The sequence below is a fragment of the Aromatoleum buckelii genome, from assembly GCF_012910785.2.
Classification (GTDB): Bacteria; Pseudomonadota; Gammaproteobacteria; order Burkholderiales; family Rhodocyclaceae; genus Aromatoleum; species Aromatoleum buckelii.
In genome coordinates, this window is record NZ_WTVH02000009.1 from 269,628 (window position 1) to 291,317 (window position 21,690).

Annotated in this window: 17 protein-coding genes; 6 read left to right on the forward strand and 11 right to left on the reverse strand. The window is 62.4% G+C overall.

The features are described 5' to 3' along the window. Window positions 1-4: 4 nt before the first annotated feature. Both GO608_RS07405 and GO608_RS07410 read right to left on the reverse strand, forming a co-directional pair. Window positions 5-5,269, reverse strand: a complete 5,265-nt coding sequence (locus GO608_RS07405) for a hypothetical protein (RefSeq protein WP_247002933.1) — start codon at window positions 5,267-5,269, stop codon at window positions 5-7. A gap of 512 nt (window positions 5,270-5,781) precedes the next feature. Continuing rightward, window positions 5,782-6,516: a DNA/RNA non-specific endonuclease gene (locus GO608_RS07410; protein ID WP_169198698.1), complete on the reverse strand. Its 735-nt coding sequence runs from the start codon at window positions 6,514-6,516 to the stop codon at window positions 5,782-5,784. Between the two features lie 519 nt (window positions 6,517-7,035). Between GO608_RS07410 and GO608_RS07415 the strand changes: the two genes are divergently transcribed. The 4 genes from GO608_RS07415 (at window position 7,036) to GO608_RS07430 (ending at window position 13,976) form a co-directional block, all read left to right on the forward strand. Continuing rightward, window positions 7,036-8,583 (forward strand): class I SAM-dependent DNA methyltransferase, encoded by a 1,548-nt coding sequence (locus tag GO608_RS07415; RefSeq protein ID WP_169198697.1) that lies wholly within the window; start codon window positions 7,036-7,038, stop codon window positions 8,581-8,583. After that, window positions 8,573-9,907, forward strand: a complete 1,335-nt coding sequence (locus GO608_RS07420; RefSeq protein ID WP_169198696.1) for a restriction endonuclease subunit S — start codon at window positions 8,573-8,575, stop codon at window positions 9,905-9,907. Before GO608_RS07415 ends, GO608_RS07420 begins: the two co-directional genes overlap by 11 nt. Then, window positions 9,897-10,646, forward strand: coding sequence for a HEPN domain-containing protein (locus GO608_RS07425; RefSeq protein ID WP_247002935.1), 750 nt, complete (start codon window positions 9,897-9,899; stop codon window positions 10,644-10,646). The genes GO608_RS07420 and GO608_RS07425 overlap by 11 nt, the downstream gene beginning before the upstream one ends. 156 nt (window positions 10,647-10,802) lie before the next feature. Further along, window positions 10,803-13,976, forward strand: coding sequence for a type I restriction endonuclease subunit R (locus GO608_RS07430; RefSeq protein WP_169200388.1), 3,174 nt, complete (start codon window positions 10,803-10,805; stop codon window positions 13,974-13,976). 55 nt (window positions 13,977-14,031) lie between these two features. On the opposite strand, the gene GO608_RS07435 is transcribed toward GO608_RS07430, so the two are convergent. Further along, window positions 14,032-14,877, reverse strand: a complete 846-nt coding sequence (locus GO608_RS07435) for an LAPAL motif-containing putative phage structural protein (RefSeq protein WP_169200389.1) — start codon at window positions 14,875-14,877, stop codon at window positions 14,032-14,034. A gap of 790 nt (window positions 14,878-15,667) precedes the next feature. On the opposite strand from GO608_RS07435, the gene GO608_RS07440 reads away from it, so the two are divergent. Further along, entirely contained in the window at window positions 15,668-16,072 is a 405-nt protein-coding gene (locus GO608_RS07440; RefSeq protein ID WP_169200391.1) for a hypothetical protein, read from the forward strand. 140 nt (window positions 16,073-16,212) lie between these two features. After that, the gene (locus tag GO608_RS07445; protein ID WP_169200392.1) at window positions 16,213-16,989 is read left to right on the forward strand and encodes a hypothetical protein; all 777 of its coding nucleotides are present in this window, start codon (window positions 16,213-16,215) and stop codon (window positions 16,987-16,989) included. Window positions 16,990-17,242: 253 nt separating this feature from the next. On the opposite strand, the gene GO608_RS07450 is transcribed toward GO608_RS07445, so the two are convergent. From GO608_RS07450 to fliS, 8 genes are all read right to left on the reverse strand, one after another. Beyond that, window positions 17,243-17,605, reverse strand: a complete 363-nt coding sequence (locus tag GO608_RS07450) for a hypothetical protein (protein WP_211159618.1) — start codon at window positions 17,603-17,605, stop codon at window positions 17,243-17,245. Between the two features lie 244 nt (window positions 17,606-17,849). Next, complete coding sequence (locus tag GO608_RS07455; RefSeq protein ID WP_169200393.1) at window positions 17,850-18,287, reverse strand: TA system VapC family ribonuclease toxin; 438 nt, start codon at window positions 18,285-18,287, stop codon at window positions 17,850-17,852. Then, window positions 18,284-18,544: a DUF6364 family protein gene (locus GO608_RS07460; RefSeq protein ID WP_169200394.1), complete on the reverse strand. Its 261-nt coding sequence runs from the start codon at window positions 18,542-18,544 to the stop codon at window positions 18,284-18,286. The genes GO608_RS07455 and GO608_RS07460 overlap by 4 nt, the downstream gene beginning before the upstream one ends. A 102-nt stretch (window positions 18,545-18,646) precedes the next feature. Continuing rightward, window positions 18,647-19,423 (reverse strand): flagellar brake protein, encoded by a 777-nt coding sequence (locus GO608_RS07465; RefSeq protein WP_169200395.1) that lies wholly within the window; start codon window positions 19,421-19,423, stop codon window positions 18,647-18,649. 28 nt (window positions 19,424-19,451) lie between these two features. Then, on the reverse strand, window positions 19,452-19,802 hold the full coding sequence (locus GO608_RS07470) for an EscU/YscU/HrcU family type III secretion system export apparatus switch protein (RefSeq protein ID WP_169200396.1): 351 nt from the start codon (window positions 19,800-19,802) through the stop codon (window positions 19,452-19,454). Then, window positions 19,789-20,856 (reverse strand): flagellar hook-length control protein FliK, encoded by a 1,068-nt coding sequence (gene fliK / locus GO608_RS07475; RefSeq protein WP_169200397.1) that lies wholly within the window; start codon window positions 20,854-20,856, stop codon window positions 19,789-19,791. Before fliK ends, GO608_RS07470 begins: the two co-directional genes overlap by 14 nt. Window positions 20,857-20,904: 48 nt before the next feature. Beyond that, complete coding sequence (locus GO608_RS07480) at window positions 20,905-21,240, reverse strand: flagellar protein FliT (protein ID WP_247002937.1); 336 nt, start codon at window positions 21,238-21,240, stop codon at window positions 20,905-20,907. Window positions 21,241-21,248: 8 nt separating this feature from the next. Next, window positions 21,249-21,680 (reverse strand): flagellar export chaperone FliS, encoded by a 432-nt coding sequence (gene fliS, locus GO608_RS07485; RefSeq protein WP_169200406.1) that lies wholly within the window; start codon window positions 21,678-21,680, stop codon window positions 21,249-21,251. Window positions 21,681-21,690 lie beyond the last annotated feature (10 nt).

The following is a 21,690-nucleotide window of genomic DNA, read 5'->3' on the forward strand; positions in this document are numbered from 1 at the left end:
CGGTCTATCGAAGCTTCTTAATGCGCTCTTGAAGAGCTAGGGCGGTTGGGACGTTCATAGGTGCAAGTGCAGCAGCTATCTCGACAAGCGCCTCCCGCGCCTGAGCGTGTTGCGACAGGGCCTGCCCGTCGGAACTCAACGCCGTCGCAACGAGTTCCACCAGCGCGTCGCCCGTGCCCTCGCGGTACCAGCGACCGGAAAGCTCGCCTTCCTTCAGCACGGCAGCGACCCAGCGAAGTCCGTCAAGGCGAAGCGGGGCTCCGAAGTTCGTCGTCAGAAAGTGGCAGAAGCGCGTGACGCATTCTTCGTCACGAGCCAAGTGTGCAGCGGCCCAGCGTCTGTAGAGTTCCTTCATCCGCAGAGCCGCGTCCGGATGCAGCCTGGACAGGGCGTCCTCGTTCCCGAAGCCGAGCAGGTCACAAATCAAGCGCTCGCCGTAGAACCAGAGGCCCGGTTGTGACCAATCGGCTGCGAGGCCGTACTCTGCGGTGGCACGCCAGACGCGCTCGAACGCTACTGGGTCGTCACCTTTCCCGAGACGCAGGAACAAGCCGCGAATGAAGTGTTGCAGCGCGTAGTGTGCGGCTGGACCGTGGGAGAGAACGGGTTCCCAAACTGCGCGCTCATTCCCTGCGGGCGCCGCGATCGACAGCGCTCCAAGCTTCAGAAGGATGTCGTAGCCGAGGTTCTGGCTCGGCAAGTCGTACTCGCCATACTTCTTCTCGCGCGACTTGGCGCGCGTGGCGTCGTAATCCCAGATGCGCAGCGCCAAGCGCGTGTCCAGGTTGCGGTCGCCAGTGCCATCGCCTTCGATGAGCCAGTTGAACAGGACTTCGAGGAAGTGACCGTCTAGCGAGCCGCCCCGTTCACGCTCCGGCACCCCCCGCCAAGTCTGGTGGCCCGCACGGTAGAGCGGCATCCGGCGCTGGAAATCCAAACGTTCTAGGCCCGCGACCACACGCTCGAAGTCGAGGTCGTCCGGCGTCGCGTTCGATCCACGGAGCGGAAAGCGCCGCAGCCGCGCGAGCCACACCTTCCAGGCGCGCTCCGCGCCGCCGCCATAGCCGTGGTGCGGAGCGAGCAGGTTAAGGCCCGACCAGAACAGCCCCGCGCAGAGCAGCCGCCACCACGCGGTGCCAAGGTGCTCTCTATTGGTGTAGGCGACGTCAACCACAACGGCGGCCGCTCGCATGTCGCCGCTCGTCAGAAGGGGCAGGACGGCAGTCTCCCATTCCTGAACGCCGTCTCCATCGGCGAGCCACAGATGCATGACCGCGTGGGCGACGAACTTCAACTCGTCGCGGCAGCTCCCCATGCGCAGCCCACGGATATCCTCTCCTGTCGACGCAAACGCCCCCACACCGGCGCGCACGACTTCGAGGGTGTCCTTTTGCGCTTCAGGGTTCTGGGACAGCCAAGCGCCGCCCAATGCGATAAGCGTGCCCGCTGCAGCGAAACGGCATCTCGATCTCGCGTCTTCATCTTCGCCCTCCGCTCCGGCGTTACACTCTTGGAGCAGCCTGTAGAGGTACGCGGCCTCTTCGTCGCTGAGCGATTGACCGCCCCGAAGCCGCTGCTCGCACTGGTGCGGCACGAAAAGATGCGCGAGGGTTGGTGCGCTGTCGGTTTCCCACGACTCCACTTCGAGGCGCAGTTTCTCGGGGTACACAAGGCCCTGGGTTTCCGCGCCCGTCGCTGGGTCAGTCAGGGTCTGATAGTTGGCCCGGTCGAGCGCGGCGAAGAGCAGCTTGAACTCCAACGCCTCCTTCTCGTCTTCAGGCAGCGCCCAAGTCGGCAGCAGCGCTTGAAGACGCCGCGCAACGTCGTCGTCGGCCAACAGGAGTTTGACAACGACATCGAGGAACTTCTGCTTGCGATGGGGCGCCAGGGTCCAGTCACGGGCGAAGTTGAACATCGTCTCGCCGCCACGGAGCCAGCTCCAAGCGATGAAGTTGTTGCCAACCTGCTTCACGCGCGCGCTGTCCCAATAGAACAGGTTCGGGAACGTAATCAGGGCCGCAAGTGGCCCCGTCAGCAGCGACGGCTGATACTTGGCGACGTTGAGAAGCACGCTGACGAGCGCCGCAGAGTTTCCCTCTCGGAGTATCGTCTCGGTATAAGGAGTAATGTCCTCACCCGCGTCGAGCCGCATTGTAAGCCAGCGCTCCAACGCATCGAGAGAGCAGAAAAGGTTTCCGTTGCGTATCGAGTCATTGGACTGCGGCCAGTCGAATACCGGCCACCAGCCAGGGAAGGTCTTCTCCGACCCGTCCGCAAATTGCAGTGTTACCCCGGGAGCCGCCCCGGTTCGATCCTTCAGTACCTTGGCGACCCAGCGCTCCGTGCAAAAGTTCACCAGCGCAATGAGCGAGGTGAGCGCCGCTTCCGGGGCCAGTTGCAAGAAGGGGAAGAACGGGCTCTTCCAGAAGGCTGTCGGGTACGCGTCCTCGGGGTATGCGAGGCCAAGTTCCATGTCGAACCGCTCGGACCCGTACTCCCGTTCCGGCTGGTCTTCGATGATGAGTGCGAGCAGGACTTCGGCCGCCAGCTCAGGCTTCGCACGCATCAGAGACCGGATGCCGTTCTCCTTGATGCAGGCGGTCCGGAAACCCATGTCGACCTTGTCGCTGGCCCCTAGCGGCCAAGGCGGCAGGCGCTCCCGGATCGACCCGATGGAGCACGGCATCCGCTTTCGTTCCTCGTGCCGCGCCTTGTATTCGGCATCGGTCTTCAGACGCTCAGCGTGCGCCCTTGCCTTCTGTAGCTGAACCTCGGCGATGCGCCGTTTGACGTCAGCGTCGATCTCTCGGCGTCCCGCGAGTTCGAGCGCCCAGTTCCCGACCTCGGCCGGCAGGTCGGCCGCGCCAGCCAATGGTGCCGTGTACAGGAACGGCTCACGCGCCAGGTACATCACCCCGTGGCCCTTCTCGACCTGCACGGTCCGAGCCATGGCGAGCGCCATCTCCGCCAGCTCCAGGCGGAAAGGCATCAGATCACCGCTGCTCAGCGTGTGCGGTGTCTTCTTCAGCCAGGTCTCGATGACCTTCGCGAGAGCAGATGAAACCAGCCCAGCTAGTCGCGCCCGCTGCGCGATGAGGAAGCGGAGAACGGGCGGCCAACGGCCGAGAATAATCGAGCGGTACTGCGCTTCCATGTACAAGCCGACCGCCGCGCTCAGTCCCATTCCGCCGCCGCTCGGCACTGTCGCGATGTGGTGGAAGCGCAGAAGCAGCCGCGTGAAGTGTTTCGCGCCGTTGTCGAGCAGGAGGTCGACGCGTTCGGTCAGGAAGCGTTCGGCGTCGGGGTCCAAGCAGAGTGCATCAAGGAGGATATCGCTCGCCAGCTCGTTCCTCGCAGCCTCCGACGCCTCGAAGGCGACGTCCCAGGCTGTGGCCGTCTTGGCCGGCTCTCGCAGCAGGAACTGGCCCAGCATCCGGAGGGCGTTCGTCCAGAGCGGATTGCTGGCCAGAGCGGCCCATTGGGGCGTGTCAGTCCAAATCTGCTTTAGGAACTGGAAGCGCGCCCAATCCGCCGCGAGATCGTGCTCGAACTCGATGCGGTTGGTCCGCTCGTTCAAACGCAGCGGAAGCTCGTTGGGTCGCTTCGTGAACGTCGCCGTGTCCGCCGGCTCCAAGTCGGTTAGCGCAAAGCTGCGCTCGAACAATGCTTCTCGCTGGGCGAGGCGCATCATCAACGCCTTCACGTCGGCCAAGTCCTTCGTCCAGTGCTTCCAGAGGTGATCGGCGATGGCGGTGTGAGACGCCAATCCACCGGCGTTCGACCCAAGCGCCGCACCTGCCTTGACGACCCACGCCAATGTCCGCAGGTTCGTCAGCGCCGCAATCGTGTCGTCATGCGCGGCCAACCAGCCTAAGGTGGGCGACGGCAGAAGCGCCCGCTTCACAGCATCGCTCTTGAGCGCTTCGACCTCGACGAGATGCGCTTTCCGCCCGCCGAGTATCGTCTCTGCGCCTTCGCCCCAACTCGGAGTCTGCGTCACGATGAGGATCCGCCACGCACCCTCGGTCTTTTCGCCTTCATTCGGCAGGATGGCTTGAAGCAGCTGGCGGATGACGACGAACTCGCCGGCTTCGATGTGTTCCGCAGAGTCGATGACCAGCACGTTCTGCGGCTTCACCGTGGCGTTCAGCACCAACGAAAGCTCGTGCGCCAGTGGGAGGGCGCTGCGGCGCGCTGCGCTGAGCGCCATTTTCAAGTGTTCCGGACCGAACCATACCTGGTCCCAAGACGGGTATACGCCGTCCAACACGGACTTGACCAGCGCCGACTTGCCCGAGCCCGACTCCCCGAAGACCACCGTGACCGCGTTGTCGGCGACCGCTGCCTGGAGCGACGCTTTCTCCGCCGTACGGGGGACGGCATAGCCCGAGGGCAGCTCCATCTCTATCCGCGCCTTGTGGTCCGCTGTGATGTTGGAGAGCGTTTCCCAATCACGCTCAAAATCAGGGTGATGGCGGAGGCCGTACTGTCCCCGGAGCGAGGACAACAGGTCGGGGATGGTAATGGTCCCGCTGCGAAGGCGCACCTCTTTGGCGACATTAATGAGCCCCTTCCAGAGAGCCTGCGCTTCGTCGTCACGGCCAGACGCGAGCAAGCGACGGCATTGCGCGATAGCCTGCGTCTCGTTCTCGGAGTGCGCGAACTGCAAGTCGGTCGGCAGCACGTGCAAACGGCGAATAAGCTGGATGGTCTCTTCATCGGACGCGCCGCCGGGCTTCTGGATGCTGTCGAAGACGTGTGACTGCCTCGTATTGCTGCGGATGCGGCTCATCGTGAGCGCCGTATCCGTGCCGCTGCACGCGTTCTTCACTTCTCGCCACGCCGGGTCGAACGCCTGATGGGTGCCGAGCGTCACCAAGGCCAGCCCGTCGGTCGCGCGATTGAACGGTCCCTGCGGGTCACGCCATTGTTCCCAGGCGCGCGTCACGAAGTCAGCTGGGAGGCCGGCCCCAGTCACCTGCAAATTGCCCTTCGCCGAGATCGCAAGTCGCCGCGTGGTCGTGGGCTGGGCCGTCAGCAGCAGGTCGTCAATGCGCCAGCCCAAGGTCGAGACTTGGGCTTGGACCTGCGTGACGCCGCCGATGCCTGGTGCCTGCTCACCCGATAGGGCTTTCACCAACTGCCAGGCGCTAATCAGGTCCTCGAATTCAAACCCGGCACCGCTCGTCGACCGCAGCGTCGCGGGCGCGCGCCTCGCGCTGGCGCCGTGAGAGGCCTTCAGCTTCGATGTGTTCTTTGACTGGGCCATTCACTTCCGAATGCGTGTAGCTCTGAATTATTGCCAGATCTGTCGGAGAGAAGCAGGGGGCAGGCTCGTAGCAGCCTTATGGTGGGCTAGAAACCCTCCCCGATTGCTAGTTCAGCGCTACCAAGTAGCACCGATAAACTGTACCGCTAAGCCGGCTCCGATGCCACCGCCCCTGCAGTAAAGACCTGGGGTGCTCATCTGGACAGGCCTCCGGAACGTCTCCAAAGGATCGAGAGCGAGAACTCGTCGCGTCAGGAAGCTGACGGCCGACAACTTGAAGGCCCGAGCGTCTGCTGACCGATACACTCGTGCCGTTCAATCAGCATGCTTCAAACGTCCCTTCCGACCGAGGAGGCGTCACCGGCCAATCGTCTAGAACGGCCGCTGTACTTCGTCACCGGCACTTCGGTCGGACGCGGCACGAAGGTCTGCATCGGGTCGGAAGCACCCAGTCACCGTCACTCGACAGCCGCCATTCCTGATCCCAGCTTCCCGCCGCACGACCACCGGGTTTAGGGGGAAGGGCGCTTCCCCGGCAACAGTTCAAACCCCAGGTGCTGCGTCAACGCCTCGTACGAGATGGGCCTGCCCAGGCGAGCTTCATCAGTGTTGGGCAGCCAGTGCGCCCACGCGCGGTTCTTGGTAGCGTCATACACGAGCTTGTAGACATGGGTTGGTACCGCGACGGGACTGGAGCCAATGGTGGCTTGGTGCCCTTGCCATGCCGGGCCTGTAAACACGTGAACGGTCGAGCCGCTGCGCTTCACGTAGGCCCGGGTATCCCGCTCGACTTTGGCCCAAACCCGCCTGTTGTTGTTCGGCGCTTGGGGAACCACGTTCGCCAACGAAAAACTCTGCGCCATCGCCCGAGCGGTTGGCATGTCAGCTGCCGGCGCCATGTGACCACGGTCGAAGCCCGACTGGTGGTAATCCTCGAGGTGCGCGCGCTCTAATCTGGGCAGGCGGGCGTCGGCGAAGAACCGATTGGTCCGTTCCTCGTCGTCCGCGTCGGTCAAGCTTGCGCGGGTGAGCTTCTCAACCACGAACAGCGGCGTGCGGGTTTTGCCCGAATGCAGAAGTGCGAACGCGTCGTAGCACAGTTCGCGCAGCTTCCAATCCGCGGACCGCTTGATGACCGGAGGGGGGCCCGGGAAAGCGTCCGGGCAACTGCGAAAGCCGTTGCCTGCGGCATAGTTAGTGGTTGTCAGCAGCAGGGCGGCTAGGGCAACGACGGAACGCGTTCGCATACGTTTTCGTGGGTCAGTCTTGGGCGGGGGGCGCCACCATAACCCACTGGCCGCTGTTGGCGTCAAGCTCCGTGGTCGCTTTGGCGCGACGAGGTCGTTCGTGGCAGGACCCGGGCCGTCGGCGTGCCGCGCATCGGTTGGACGACCGCTGCGCGCAGGCACGTGAGCGAGGTGATGGCAAGGATCGTTGGAACAGGGGGCGCAGGGCCGGGCGCAGTCGGCCGAAGCGCCCGCGCGCCGACCCAAGGCAGTAACGAGCCGTAGAGAAAGCAACCGGACCGGGGTGACCTGTCGGTCCCTCCGGCCTTCTGCCTGTTTTTCCGGCAGCTTGTCACTGTGCGGCACCTCTTCTGCTGGGGAATGCCGCCTTCGCTCGCACGGTGCGCACCGGATGAGTCGTGTCAGTGTACCCTTATGTCTTCAAGCAGAGGACAACGACATCGCATAATGGCGCTTCCGAATGCGGATTCAGCCTAACCAAATCGTGCAACACATCCCCACGGAGCCCGTTCTTTCGGCATGCTCGACGACATCAAGAAAACCCTTTGGGCCGCTGCAGACAAGCTGCGCGCCAACATGGACGCGGCCGAGTACAAGCATCTCGTCCTCGGCCTGATTTTCCTCAAATACGTCTCCGACACCTTCGCCGCGCGGCGTGCCGAACTGGAACGGCGCTTCGCCGACCCGGCCGACGACTACCACCTCGACGATCCCGAACTGCTCGCCGACGAGCTTGAAGACCGCGACTACTACCGCGAGGTCAATGTCTTCTGGGTGCCCGAGTCGGCACGCTGGGAAGCACTGCGCGCCGCCGCCAAGCAGCCGGATATCGGCAAACAAATCGACGAGGCGCTGGCGACGATCGAGCAGGAGAACCCCAAGCTCAAGGGCATCCTCGACAAGCGCTACGCTCGCGCCCAGTTGCCCGACGGCAAACTAGGCGAACTGGTCGATCTGATCTCGACGGTCGGTTTCGGCGACGATCCGGGCAAGGCCCGCGACGTGCTCGGCCAGGTGTACGAGTACTTTCTCGGCCAGTTCGCGAGCGCCGAAGGCAAGAAGGGCGGGCAGTTCTACACGCCGGCCAGCATCGTCAAGACGCTCGTCGCCGTGCTCGCGCCGCACCACGGCAAGGTCTACGACCCCTGCTGCGGCTCGGGCGGCATGTTCGTGCAGAGCGAGAAGTTCATCGAGGCGCACGGCGGCAAGCTCGGGGACGTGGCGATCTTCGGGCAGGAATCGAACCCGACGACATGGCGGCTGGCGGCGATGAACCTTGCGATCCGCGGTATCGACTTCAACCTTGGCCGTGAGCCGGCCGACACCTTCACGCGCGACCAGCACCCGGACCTGCGCGCCGACTTCATCCTCGCCAATCCGCCGTTCAACGTCAGCGACTGGTGGCACGGGAGCCTCACCGGTGACCCGCGCTGGGTTCACGGCCAGCCGCCGGCCGGCAACGCCAACTATGCGTGGCTGCAGCACATGCTCTGGCACCTCAAGCCGAATGGTCGCGCCGGCATCGTGCTGGCGAACGGGTCGATGAGTTCGAGCCAGAACTCCGAGGGCGACATTCGCTGGGCAATGGTGGAGGCCGATTCCGTCGAGGTCATGGTCGCGTTGCCGGGGCAACTCTTCTTCAACACCCAGATTCCGGCCTGCCTGTGGTTCCTAGCGAAGGGAAAGACGACGCGCCGCGGCGAGGTGCTGTTCATCGACGCCCGCAAGCTCGGCCGCATGATCAGCCGGGTGCAGGCGGAACTGACCGACGAAGTCATCGAGCGGATCGCCAGTACCGTAGCCGCGTGGCGTAGCGATGCGGGAGCGGGCGAGTACACCGACCAGCCGGGCTACTGCCGCAGTGTCGGGTTGGCTGAGATCGCCAAACACGGCCACGTGCTGACGCCGGGGCGCTATGTCGGAGCGGAGGAAGTCGAGGACGACGACGAGGCGTTCGCCGAGAAGATGCAGAAGCTGACCGAGAAGCTCGGCGAGCAGATGGCGAAGGGGGCGGAACTCGACCAGTTGATCCGGCAGAAGCTCGGAGGGTTGGGGTATGAGTTCTGATTGGCCTTGGACTAGGCTCGGCGATCTGCTGGAGATCAAGCACGGGTGGCCATTCAAGAGCGAGTACTTTACCGTCAGCGCAGATGACCTCGCCTTGCCGATCGTCGTTGCGATTGGAAATTTTGAGTACACCGGCGGATTCCGCTTTGACCAAACTCAAGTAAAGCGATACTCGCACACGTTTCCCGCTGATTATGCGCTACAGCCCGGCGATATCTTGTTGGTCATGACATGCCAAACGGCAGGAGGCGAAATTCTTGGGATTCCTGCCTGCGTGCCTAACGATGGGCGAATCTATCTGCATAACCAGCGACTCGGCAAAGTCGCGCTCAAGACAGAGCTGGTTTCTCGCGATTTTTTGTACTGGCTCTTCTTGTACACGGAGTTCAATCGGCACCTGGTTAACTCTGCCTCTGGTACGAAGATTCTTCACACCGCACCAAGTCGCATCGAATCTTTTCGATTCAGATTGCCCTCGTTGCCGGAGCAACGTGGCATCGCACAATTTCTAGACGCCATTGCCAATCGCATCGCTCTTCTGCGCGAAACCAACGCCACGCTCGAAGCCATCGCGCAGGCGCTGTTCAAGTCGTGGTTCGTCGACTTCGATCCGGTCCGCGCCAAGCAGCAAGGCCTTGCGCCCGAAAGGATGGACGAGGCGACGGCTGCACTGTTTCCGGATGCCTTTGAAGAGACGGAGTTGGGGGCGGGGCCGAGTGGGTGGCGGATTGGGACGCTTGGGGAGGTTGTCGAAACTGCCGGCGGAGGTACACCCGACACGAAGGATCCCAGCTATTGGGAACCGCCTGAATATTGCTGGACCACCCCGAAGGATTTGTCTGGCAACTCTGCTCCGGTATTGCTTGGTACCGAAAGAAAGCTCTCCCGCCAAGGGTTGAGCAAGGTCAGTTCCGGCCTGCTACCAGTTGGCACTCTGCTGATGTCTTCGCGTGCTCCGATTGGCTATCTGGCGATTGCACAGGTTCCGCTTGCCATCAATCAGGGCTACATCGCCATGTTGCCGCAAAGTACCTTGCCGCCGCTGTTCCTGCTTTTTTGGTGCAGGCAAAACATGGAGAACATCAAGGGCAGGGCTAACGGATCGACCTTCATGGAAATTAGCAAAAAGGCTTTTCGCCCCATATCTGTGCTGGTGCCATCGCCACAAGTGATTGCGGCATTCATCAATATCACTGCCACCCTGTTCGACCGTCTGACCCAAAACGAACGCCAGGCCCAAACCCTGGCCACCCTCCGCGACACTCTGCTCCCGCGTCTGATCTCCGGCCGGCTTCGCTTACCCGAGGTGGCGGATGAAAATTGACCCGTCCGTTTTAAATGCCTTGCCGCATGAGCAACGAGACCGCTTTGTTCTCAACGCGAATGAAATTATCATCGAGTCGTTCATCTTCACTGGTGACAGGGATTACCTGACTGCAAGATTTGCCTTTTTTCAGAGGCAGTCACATTTGTTTCTTTGGTCTGCGGCACAGGCGCTTGAGAAGTACCTCAAAGCCAACATCCTGCTGCTTGGTAGCGGTTCAGTCCGAAGAATTCATCAGCACACCAAGCTGGCAAAGAACCTGAAAGAAACGAACCCCGAACGTCTCGAAATTGATACGACCATTCCAGGTGGCTGGGCAGAACAGGGTGTGGCGGACTGGCCCCGTATCGACGTTGATGGCTACTTACAGCGCATCGAAACTCTTGGCTCACCCGATGTGAGGTACGACCAGGTACAGCTTGAGTTGCATTTGCGGGACCTCTTGCTGCTTGACCGACTGGCTTTCCGTTTGCGTCAACGGCTCATTGCTGAGCCTGTGGAGAGCTGTGGGCTGGTAGGAGAACAGTTGAAGCAGTGCTTCTATGACCTGAACTACGCTTTTGCTCCTGCAGATTTTGATCATCCCCCATTGGTGGGTCTGACACTGCAGCATTCTTCCGTCAGCACCCTTGAGGCGGCCTTGAAGGGGTGTTTTGGGGATGCCAGCGTGTATCAACTTTGGGCCTGCAAGAGCATGAGCTTAAGCAAAGGGTGCGTGGAGAGGTTTGCAAAACAGTAACTGTATGGGAATGCAGGGAAAATGATCGAACATTCTAAAAATCATAGTGTGGTCTAGTCGATGGCGTCGACAAATCGACCAGATATGTCGATCACTCGAAACAATGAACATGTTTTTTAATCGTGTCGATGGAGCGAACATGAGGGAGGTCGCTGCATGACCGAAGACCAACTTGAACAGGAAGCATTGAGCTGGTTGTCCGATATCGGCTATACGCCGATCCATGGACCTGAGCTGGCTCCAGATGGAAGCACTCCGGAGCGTCAGAGCTACCAGCAGGTACTCCTGATCGAGCGTCTTCGAGGAGCAATCGCCCGCCTGAACCCGCACCTCACCCACGCTGCGCGTGAGGATGCACTGCAGCAGGTGCTGGAACTAGGCATTCCTTCGCTTCTGTCGGCAAACCGCCGCTTTCATCAGTTGCTGGTGACCGGCGTGAGAGTTGATGTTCAGCGCAACGGTGAGACCGTGGGCGACTTTGCCCGGCTGCTCGACTGGACGGATCCGTCGCGTAACGAGTGGCTGGCCATCAACCAGTTCACCGTGAAGGGATCACATCACACTCGTCGTCCGGACATCGTGCTCTTCGTGAATGGCTTGCCCTTGGTGGTCATTGAGCTGAAGAACCCGGCTGATGCCAACGCCGATATCTGGAAAGCATTTGAACAGCTCCAAACCTACAAGGTACAGACGCCAGACCTGTTCCAGTACAATGAGGTGCTGGTCATCTCCGATGGCTCGGATGCCCGCATGGGTTCCTTGTCGGCAGACATCGAGCGATTCATGCAATGGCGCACGATCGATGGCGTGAACCTGGATCCCTTGGGGGAGTTCAATGAACTCGAGACCCTGATCCGTGGCGCGCTCGCCCCGGCCACCCTGATCGACTACCTGCGTTTCTTCGTGCTGTTCGAGGACGACGGCGGACTGGTCAAGAAGATCGCCGGCTACCACCAGTTCCACGCAGTACGTGCGGCGATCGCGCAGGTCGTCGCGGCCTCGCGCCCCGACGCCGGTTCGACGCAGAAGGGCAAAGGCGGCGTCGTCTGGCACACGCAGGGCAGCGGCAAGAGCATCACGATGACATGCTTCGCCGCACGCGTCATGCAGGAAATCGCGCTCGAGAATCCGACGCTCGTCGTCATCACCGACCGAAACGACCTTGATGGCCAGCTGTTCGGCGTCTTCTCGTTGGCGCAGGATCTGCTGCGCGAGCAGCCGGTCCAGGCGATGACCCGTCAGGGCTTGCGTGCCAAGCTCGCCAACCGCCCGTCCGGCGGCATCGTCTTCGCGACGATCCAGAAGTTCATGCCAGGCGAGGACGAGGACGTGTACCCGCTACTCTCCGACCGTCACAACATCGTCGTCATCGCCGACGAGGCGCACCGGACGCAGTACGGCTTCGAGGCCAAGCTCAAGACGATCAAGGCGTCGAAGACGCGCACTGTTGCCAACGCGAACGCCGCCAACGATGCCGTCGCGACGCTCGCCGCCGAGCCGATTGCCCGCTACCAGGTTGGCTACGCGCACCATCTGCGCGATGCGCTGCCGAACGCCACCTTCGTGGCTTTTACCGGCACGCCCGTGTCGAGCGAAGACCGCGACACCCGCGCCGTCTTTGGCGACTACATCCATATCTACGACATGCAGCAGGCGAAGGAGGATGGCGCGACGGTCGCGATCTACTTCGAGTCGCGCCTCGCCAAGCTCGGGCTCAAGGAGGACGAGCTGCCGAACGTCGACGCCGAGGTCGATGAACTCGCCGAGGACGAGGAGGAAAGCCAGCAGGCGAAGCTCAAGAGCCGCTGGGCGGCCTTGGAGCGCGTCGTCGGTGCCGAGCCGCGCATCGCCCGCGTCGCCGCCGATCTGGTCGCGCACTTCGAGGAGCGCAACAAGGCGCAGACCGGCAAGGGGATGGTCGTAGCCATGAGCCGCGACATCTGCGTGCACCTCTACAACGAGATCGGGAAGCTGCGCCCTGACTGGCACGACGTCGACCCCGAGAAGGGCGCGATCAAGATCGTCATGACCGGCTCGGCCAGCGACAAGCCGCTGCTGCGGCCTCACATTTACCGCGGGCAGGTCAAACGCCGGCTGGAGAAGCGCTTCAAGGACCCAGCCGATCCGCTGCGCATCGTCATCGTCCGCGACATGTGGCTGACCGGCTTCGATGCACCGTGCGTGCACACCCTCTACGTCGACAAGCCGATGAAAGGGCACAACCTGATGCAGGCGATCGCCCGGGTGAATCGCGTCTTCAAGGACAAGCCGGGCGGGCTCGTCGTCGACTACATCGGCATCGCTAACGAGCTGAAGAGCGCGCTCAAGGACTACACCGCCAGCCAAGGTCGCGGTCGACCGACCGTGGACGCCAACGAAGCTTACGCCCTGCTCGAAGAGAAGCTCGACATTCTGCGCGGCATGCTGTACGGCTACGATTACAGCGACTTCCTGACCGCCGGGCACAAGCGGCTGGCCGGCGCCGCGAACCACGTGCTCGGCCAGAAGGACGGCAAGAAGCGCTTCGCCGATCAGGGGCTCGCGATGAGCAAGGCCTTCACGCTCTGCTGCACGCTCGACGAGGCGAAGGCAATCCGCGAGGAAGTCGCCTTCTTCCAGGCGGTGAAAGTCATCCTGATCAAGCGCGACATCACGCAGCAGAAGACGACCGACGAGGCCCGAGAACTGGCGATCCGCCAGATCATCAGCTCAGCCGTCGTGTCTGACGAGGTCGTGGACGTTTTCAACGCGGTCGGCCTCGACAAGCCGAACATCGGGATTCTCGATGAGGCGTTCCTCGCCGAGGTGCGCAACCTGCCGGAGCGCAACCTCGCGGTCGAACTCCTGGAGCGGCTGCTTGAAGGCGAGATCAAGTCACACTTCGCCGGCAACATCGTCCAGGAGAAGAAATTCTCCGAGCTGCTCGGCAACGTCATCAAGCGCTACCAGAACCGCGCGATCGAGACGGCGCAGGTCATCGAAGAGCTGATCGAGATGGCGAAGAAGTTCCACGCCGCCGCGCACCGGGGTGAGGAACTGGGCCTGACCGAAGACGAGATCCGTTTCTACGATGCGCTCGCCAACAACGAGTCGGCCGTCCGCGAGCTGACCGACGAGACGCTGAAGAAGATCGCCCACGAGTTGACCGAGAACCTGCGCCAGAACCTGACCGTGGACTGGGCCGAGCGCGAGAGCGTTCGGGCAAAGCTACGGATCATGGTCAAGCGCATTCTTCGCAAGTACAAGTATCCGCCGGACCAGCAGGAGGCAGCCATTGACCTCGTGCTGCAGCAGGCACGTGCGTTCGGTGAGGGGTGGATGCCGATGTGAACGCTCGTGCTCGTCGCGAAACGAGAGCCCCAATTGGGCGGTGTGGCTGACGCGGCTATAGTAGGCGTGTTTGCTGGGCTGCTTCTCGGTGCTCAATAACCTTTAGTACGGAGCGATCAAGGCTGATCTTGCTGGCGCTTCGTGTCTGCACGATGAGCATCTCGACTTCAAGTGCATCACCCTTTCCGAATCGCTCGCCGCCGTTCACTCGCTCGAGGAATGCTTCATCGAGGATCGCGGCCGAGAATGTCGTCGCACCGTCGCTGAAGCGCCACTTGTTGCCGTCCTGAAACACAGGCGCAACCAGGATCAGCGTCATTCGGACGACGTTTTCAGACACTAGAGCTTCCTTGACGACCGGCACAAACGAGGCTGCCTCGGCCTGTGTAACCCACGCGATCGGGTCCTTTGCTGCTGCAATCTCGACCGCATCAACTCCCTGCTGGTTAACTGCTTCGCGTACGAAGCGGCCAACTGCATCGGTCGCTTTTTCGTTGAAGACAAGGTTCAGCGTATCCGTTTGCACCTGGATGACCTGACCGGAGTTGTTCGTCACGAAAACATGCTGACCGGCCTGAGTCACCGCTGCCGGTGGGCTACCCTTCAGGTGCTTCCAGAGGCCAAAGGCCTCTTTGACGACTGTGATGAGATGGTCAGGCGTCAATGCGGAGAACAGCGATGCAGCCGGCCCGCCGACCGTGAAGACTAGGTCCGTGACGAACGAACCTTGGGCAAATCCGGCTACTTCGGCCCGCGCTTCCGTCGAATTGCCGTAGGACGTCTTGACTGCAGCGACCATAAACTCCGAAAACGCGATCATGTTGGCTGACGCTTCATAGACGTCCATGGCGCCAGCATCAACGGCGGGACCGGTGTATCGAAGAGAGAGGCGAGTTTCCATGCGCCGGATTATGACGCAAGTGAGTATCTATACGGAGTTGGCCGGAGCGATCAGTTCAGGGTTGTGGATGTCCCACTGACCAACCCCTGCCCCAGGCGAAGCCGACGCCCCTACTGAGGCTGAAATATCGAGACTTGATCGCCGACGCCATTTCCGAATTGGGACGTCCGGACGAGATCGGGCGCGTTTTCGCGGGGTTCCAGAAGTATTTGTATGAGCGCGACGTTACCCTTTGACGGGTGGACGCTTCAATGCGGAAGCAGCATCCGGCCAGGGGAGGCGAACTTGCCTGTCAGATCGAGGGCGCCGTGATTGATGTGATCGTCAAGCAGAAGCGACCCGGCGGACTCCTTTACAAGTAAGGGAAGATCCTGACGACACTTGCATGGGTGGCGAGCTACGGAAGCTGCGAGAAACCAAGCGACCGTTCATCCATCAAAATTAGGCGAGGGTTACGAGCAGGGGGTCGCGCTCGGCCTCAACACCCTGCTCCAGACGTGCCAGCTCGAATTCACGAACAAGCCGCTACTGATCGCCGATGCGATCGAAGCGTCTTGTGCGATCACAACGCGGTTCAGTCCTTCTGGACGCGGTCGCACGACGCGCCGGGGCGATGGGTGTGCCGCGAATGGTCCGTGCAGCCAACCAGCCCGCGGCACCGGGCACTCATGTGTACGTTTGAGGAAGTGTTCAAGGTGGCCTTCGGTTAACTGTAGTCGCAGCAGATCGACGGGGGCGCAGACCACCATGTGTCATGTATATTCGCGTCAAATACTGTATGGGTGCAGACATGGGTTTCCAGTTCGGCAGGGCTTTAGGGACGTTACTTTGTCTTGTGTGCCTGTTCGGCTGCCAAGGGGTGCCGCTCCATGATCTCCGCGCAGCGGCTCCGAATTTTGAGGTGGACACAGCACGGCCTATCGATGCGGTGCTTGGCTGCCTTACCGAGCATCAGGACGTCAACAACCTCCGAGGCGCTGGAAGTCTGCATGTCACAACCCAACCCAGCGGTCAGCAAGCTGAAATCACGATCGGTGCATACCAGATGAGCGACTTCAAGCATTTTTACCTTGTCCAGCTCAAGAGCATTCAGCAGGGCACTCACCTGCGTATGACGCGCGCCCCGGTAAACTTCGGTCCGCTTCCTGAAGATGAACTTCGGGGACTTTTGAGTCGCTGCGCCGCGATCGAGTAGCACTGCAGTCCAGCAGAAGCGTTCGAGGCTTCACCACTCAGGGAGCGCCAGCGCAAGCGACCAGTGTACGGGCTGCCACCCATTTGTCAGCGGGCGAATGACAGGCGGCATAATCCGGCTGTCGCCAAACAGGAGCAGCCATGAACACAGCCGGACGTCTTCTTTCGATCTATACCCGGCTCATCGGCACCGCACGAGCTAACGATCTGCCAATGATTAAGGTATGGGCTGAAGTCTTTGAGCTTCCGACTGATAGTCCGTCCCTGGACGATGAAGTCGTAACTTGCCTGCAGGCAATGAGAGCGGAAATGGAACTTCTGCAGACAAGCTTGCTCGCGATGGGGGCGCCGGAGGAACTTTTTGAAGTGGCGATGAGGCGTTTTCGTAACACCGCCTCACCCGTGTACTTGAACCAGTCATGGGGCGGTCTCAAGGATGAGGTTTCGAGGTCGGAAAACGCTTTGACCTTTAACTGGGCGAACTGGGCACTTCGTGACGAAGACGAAAACGACCTGGCCGCGGACGAACTGGCGGCTCTGCGAAGCGAACTCGACTCACTGGAGAAGAGTTTGCAGGAAACGGAGATGGCCCCCTACCTGCGCGCCTTCGTGCAACGGCAGGTAGATGCGATACGTGCAGCGCTCCGAGTCTACCGCGTTCGGGGAGTGAAGCCGATCGAACAGGCGTTGCGGACAGTTGCAGGCGCATACGGCCTAGAAAGGTCGCGCCTTGAAGCTGAGCTTGCAAGAGCAGCCGAGCCAGCAAGAACCTTACTCGATCGTACGACCGCCTTGGTCAAAAACGTTGCTGAAGCGGCGGATGCGATCGACAAGATCAGGAATGGCGGCGAGACTGTTTACGCCCTCGCAACAAACGTCGCTCCGTTCCTTCTCACGGCGGCCGCCGCGATGCCATAGCGTCCGTCCTTACCTGTGTGTAAAAATGTGTGTAGCGGACGTGCAGCGTGCGCAAAAAAAACAGTATAATCAGAAAGATAGACGAAGTTATAGCCTATCAGGACATCATGAACATGCCGGTTTGAGGAAGTTCGGCGAAGTCCATGGACATCCAAGGCCGGCCTATGTGCGGAATGCACGCCGAAAACAGCCGGGCACGACGCGAAGATCGTGCCGCGGCCTCGCGGACGTAACAGTCGTCACAGGCTCGTCCTTACTTTTGCGTGGTTCCTTTAAGTTGGGTCTGGACGATTTGGTCCAGTGCGGACGAAGTGCTCTTGGCCGTACAGGTCGCATTCCCACCTGTCGCCTGCTGCGTGAGCACCGCGGCTTCGATCCCGCACACGGTCGCGGCAACGCTCACGGGCGCCTGGACGGTCACGGGAATCTGGCTCACGTCGACGTTGATATTCTTGGCGATGTTGTTCGCCACATTTCGCAACTCGACATTGACCACGCCCGACTGCTGTGCAGAAACGACAGGCGTGAGGCTCAACAGCGCGGCAGAACCGAGCGCGACAAACAGTGCTCTTGCTTTCATTTCGAACTCCTCGTGGTACCGGAAAATCGCCGACATCACGCGCTCCGTAAGCCCGCAAGGCCTGGGAGCGGCTTTATCGACAGCCGCTGAGGAGTCTTCAGCGATGAAACATTTGCATGCAGCGCCGGAGATCCCCTCAGCTCAGGTTCCCAGCCAGCAATTATTTCGCCCGGCCTTAATGCGCAACGGACCGCCGGTTGCCGGTCCGAGCCGATTCAGGCCGAACAGAACATCATGAACATGCCGGTTCAAGTCTTTTCACGGCTGTTCAAAAACATCCCTAAGCGCCTTTGAGCACAGTGACCAGGCTCGGCTTGAGAAGCTTGCGAAAGCCTTTGTCGAATGTCGCCACATGCAGGTGGTGGTAATGCGCGGCTGCGGCAATCCAGGCGTCGGGTATCGCGTTACCCGTCAGGGCATGCCGTGTGCACAAGGCAGTGAAGTGCCTCCATTCGCCTCCCAGCGACACCATGCTGACACCGGGAGCAGCAAGCACGGCATCGAGAAAGGCTTGGGCATCCTGCAGCGGAGTCGGCATCACGAACACCCGTGGGTGGGTCACCAAGCGCAAAAAGCCGGCTGCCACCATCGGGAGGAGGGCGAGCGCGGTGCCGGTTTCGCTGTCGGCGATGGCCTGCTCCAGCCAGGCGAGGGCCGGCGCGTGATGGGGATGGTCTTGTCGTGATGCGGCGACGAGGATGTTTACGTCGGGTGTCACTGCAGCCCATCCTCGTCGTCGAGGGCATCGAGGATGGCCTGGTGACTGCGGGCGTCCTTGATGTTCGGCTGGAGTCCGCCTTGGCCGGCAAACACCGGCAAGCGGACGCGGCTCGGCCCGGTGGGCGGGCGGTCTGCAACGCGTAAGCGGGCGGCCAAGCCTTCCTCGATCAATCGGGTCAGACTGGTGTGCTCGCGCGCCGCCAGTTGCTTGGCCTGCTTGAGGAGGTTGTCGTCAATGTCGAGTGTAGTTCTCATGGCTAAATCTCTAGTGCAGATTTCTGCATAGAGTATCAGTATTCAGTGGCCCAGTTCTATGTCCAGTTCGACGCCGCGTAGTTCAGCTTGCCGCCCACCGGGTCAGCACCCTCCATCCTGCGCGTGCCGCTCGCGTTCCAGCTTGAAGAGGTAGCGCTGCAGGCGCGCCATGACGCTGTTCGACAGGCCGACGAACTGGCAGCCGGCGCGGCGCGCCCGGGCGCCGTTCGGCTGCTTGATGTCGAACAGGTTGCGCACCGTCAGCCGGACCGGCAGGGATTCGCCTTCCGGCAGGACCAAGGCGCAGTGGTTGAAGTCCATTCCGGGTTCGAAGTGCAGCTCTTGCGGGGGCACGAGGATCGCGAGCCCGCCGCCGCTGATGTCGAGTACCCGCACCGAAACCACCTTCTTGCGTCCGTCCGGCTGGTTTTGCGTGATCGTGCAGACCGGTGGCGCCGATCGCGGCGCGGCGAGCCGAAAAAACTCGCGGCGCTGCAGGCGAAGGACGGTCGTCGGCAGGTTCGCACGCAGCGCAGCCTGGCCGTCGTGGCGGACCGCTTCGACCGCGGAGAGCGAAAACTGCACGCGGACGTTGTCGAGCCGGGTCATGCAGATCAGCTCCGGGGCGGCCGCGACGCGCTGGTTGATGCCGGCCTCGGGCGCTGCATCGAGGACGACCGCCGTGCCGTTCCCGTCCAGGGCGAGCATGACTGTGATGAACGACGTGCGCTCGTCGAGATGGCCGGTGATCAGCGCGCGCTTTTCGGTCAGCGCATGGAGCAGCTGGACAATTTCGCGCGGATCGCGCACCGCGAAGCGCGAGAAGGCCTCGGGGTTCAACGGGCGGGGGCGGGTCGCGCTTTCGTTCGGGTCGCTCATGCAGAATGTGTCGAATCGAAAGCGGCTCTTATAGCACGGACGGGAGCCGGCCGGTTTCCCCCGGACGTGCCGCGGTGGTCGCGCGCTGCTCGATACCGTACAGCCACGCCAGCAGCTCGGCGATCGCGACGTAGAGTTCGGGCGGGATGCGCGCGTCGAGGTCGACCTGCATCAGCAGGCCGACGAGCTCGGGCGATTCATGCACGAACACGCCCGCTTCGCGCGCATGTTCGATGATCTCGCGCGCGATCAGGCCGCGCCCCTTGGCGACGACGCGCGGCGCGGCGTCATGGGCGCCATAGGTCAGCGCGACCGCTTCCTGGTGTGACAGGTGCGTTGGCAGCTGCGGCGGCGCGTCCGGCACGTCATCCTTCGCCATCGCGACGCTCCGCGACAAAGCCGGTGAGCGGCAGGTTCGCCGCGGTCAGCGCATTGTCGAGCCGGGCGCGCGCAGCGTCGAGCGCCGCCACCGTGCCGGGATCGTCGGCAAGCAAGCGCAACGCGACCCCGGCCGGCGACACGGTGAGCCGCGCCTCCATGCCGCCGAGCCGCGGCAGCGTCAGGCGCAGCGTGGTGTTCCAGTTTTCCGCGACCCCGTCGCCCTCGCCCTCGCCGTCGCCGCGCGGGTCCTCGATTTCCCATTCGACGTTCTGGCCCGGCCACACCTGGCCATGCCAGACGTAGTTCTGCGTCGCCATCGCGTCGAGCTGCTGGTGCACGACCGGCATCAGCCGCTCGGGTATCGCGGCAGGGCGGGCCGGGTTCGGTAACACGGCGGCGGCTTCCGGGAGGTCCGGCGGTTCTGCACTCCCGGTGGCGGCAGCGGCGGCAATCTCCGGCACATGTCGGCCCTGTGGCTCCTGCCGCAGCGCCGCGGTGTCGATCTTGCCGCCGAGCCACTGCAGCTGGTGCGATTCGTAGAACAGGCCGCTTTGCGCCAAGGCCTGCCGCAACGCCGGGGCGAGCGTCGCGGCGCCGTTCGTCGGCGGCGCGTCGAGCAGCGGCTTGCCGCCAGCGAGCGCGGCTGGCGTGGATTCAGGCTGACCGGTCAGCAGGAAGCCGATCAGCCGCCCGGTCGCGCTGAGCGTCGGGCGGGCGGCGGCGTCGGCGCCAGACTGGGCGGGCGCCGCGTGCGCCAGCTGCGCAAACACCGTTTTCGACGTGTTCTGCGTCGCAACCAGTTCAAGCGTGTCGCCGGATTTCGCCGCATGGTTCAGCGCCAGCGTGTAGTGCTTGCCGGCGACGATCGCCTGGAATGTCCCGTCCGGCAGCGCGCGTTCCAGCGTCGCGGTGAATCGCTGGCCCGGCACGATCTCCGGTAGCCGCGCCTGGATTTCGCGCACTCGCGCCGGCCCGCTGACCGGCGGCTCGCTGTCGAAAAAACTCGCTTCGGTGAGCATGCGCAGCCGGACGGCGAGATCGGACGGAATCATCGGGGTCGCTCCTGGGGCGTGAAACCGTCCGCGGAAAGCGCCGCGGCCTTACGGGCCGAAGGCGCCGTAGGCGCTGCGCACCGCGCGGTCGCGCTGCGCACCGCCGAGCAGCTTGCGTGTGCTGGCGAGCCACGGCTCGACGTGGTGGCGGATCTCCTCGTCGTTGCGCAGCATCGCGGTGATCAGCGCCGCCTTGCGCGCCGCGTCCGCTTCGCTCTGGTCGGCAGCCTGGCGACCGTCCGGTTCGATGCGCATCAGTTCGGCCCGGATGTCCGCCATCTCGTGCTCCAGCGCAACGAGTTGGTCCCAGTCGTTGGCCTGCGCGGCCTCGACCATGCCGGCCGACAGAATGCTCATCGATTCGAACAGCGCAAGCGTGCTCACGATACCGCTCAGGCCGCGACCGTTTCCGGCGCCCGCGCGCCCGCTTCCGCCCCCGGAGCGATGCCTTCCCACGCTTCGCGCAAGGTGTGCAACAGGCCGCTGACTTCGTCGAGCGCGGCGCGGCTGTTGTTCAGGTTCGCGTGGAGCAGGCGCTCGCCCATGTAGTCGTACAGCGCCGCGAGGCGGTCGGCGAGTTCGCCGCCGGCTTTCGCGTCGAGGCTCGCTTTCAGGCCGTTGAGGATGATGTCGATCGCTTTCGACACGGCCTGCCCTTTGGCAGGGATGTCCTTGCCGTCCATCGCCGCGGCGGCAGCGGCGATCGACAGGATCGCGCCGTCGAACAGCATCATGATCAGCTTGTGCGGATCGGCCGTCAGTACGCCGGTTTCGACCCCGACTCTTGCATAGGTGTTGGCGCCGCTTCTGGGTGATGCAAACATCATGTTCTCC